1 rRNA gene is annotated in these 461 nt (G+C 54.0%); it reads left to right on the forward strand.

Annotated features, from left to right (window positions below):
- Positions 1-443, forward strand: a 23S ribosomal RNA gene (locus HR45_RS18945); the annotation flags it as partial.
- Between the last annotated feature and the right edge of the window lie 18 nt (positions 444-461).

Here is a 461-nt window from a genome sequence, read left to right on the forward strand (position 1 = left end):
CCGCCCAAGAGTTCATATCGACGGCGGTGTTTGGCACCTCGATGTCGGCTCATCACATCCTGGGGCTGAAGTCGGTCCCAAGGGTATGGCTGTTCGCCATTTAAAGTGGTACGCGAGCTGGGTTCAGAACGTCGTGAGACAGTTCGGTCCCTATCTGCCGTGGGCGTTGGATGATTGAGAGGGGCTGCTCCTAGTACGAGAGGACCGGAGTGGACGAACCGCTGGTGTTCGGGTTGTGATGCCAATCGCATTGCCCGGTAGCTACGTTCGGAATCGATAACCGCTGAAAGCATCTAAGCGGGAAGCGAGCCTCAAGATGAGTCATCCCTTAGACTATAAGTCTACTAAAGAGCCGTTCAAGACCAGGACGTAGATAGGCAGGGTGTGTAAGCGTTGTGAGGCGTTTAGCTAACCTGTACTAATGACTCGTGCGGCTTAACCATACAACCCCGATGGGTTTT

It is taken from the genome of Shewanella mangrovi, assembly GCF_000753795.1.
Lineage (GTDB): Bacteria > Pseudomonadota > Gammaproteobacteria > Enterobacterales > Shewanellaceae > Shewanella > Shewanella mangrovi.